Source organism: Paraburkholderia ginsengiterrae, assembly GCF_001645125.1.
GTDB classification, from domain to species: domain Bacteria; phylum Pseudomonadota; class Gammaproteobacteria; order Burkholderiales; family Burkholderiaceae; genus Paraburkholderia; species Paraburkholderia ginsengiterrae.
This window is the reverse complement of record NZ_LXKA01000202.1, coordinates 1-474: the sequence shown is the minus strand read 5'-3', so window position 1 is coordinate 474 and position 474 is coordinate 1. Positions and strand designations below refer to the sequence as shown.

At 63.5% G+C, this 474-nt stretch carries 1 pseudogene; it reads right to left on the bottom strand.

Annotated elements, in window-relative coordinates:
- Positions 1-284 precede the first annotated feature (284 nt).
- Positions 285-474: pseudogene (locus tag A6V37_RS41395) on the bottom strand (protocatechuate 3,4-dioxygenase subunit alpha); the annotation flags it as partial.

Genomic DNA, 474 nt, shown 5'->3' with positions numbered 1-474 from the left:
GCGCCAGGAAGCGAGGACAGAGGTGAGGACAGACACGTCAGACAGGAGGTAGAGAGTGCTGGGGAAGGAGAGTGGCAGGGGTGGCGGTGCAGGGGGGCGAGCAGGCACAGTAGAGGGGCAGGTAGAGGGGGGGGATACGGAGTGGCGACGGCTAATGAAGGGGCAGAGGGGCGCGGGTGGGGCGAGGAAAGGGTGGGCGAGCGACGAGGAGGATGGCGAGCAAGTGGAAAGGCGGATGAGGAAAGGTGTAGGTGAGAACAGTATGAAGGTATAGAGAAACCGCATCAGAGGTGGAAGAATACGGTGTCCGTATCGCGGTGCATGGGGATATGGAAGCGGTACACGTTGGCCACATCCGGTTCGCGGCGCGCGGTCAGCGTGCGGCGCCGGTCCGCTGGAAGCGCTGCCAGGAGGGGGTCTTTCTCGTTGGCCGCAGGTTCGGGTTCGAAATAAATGCGCGGGAGGGTGTGGAGC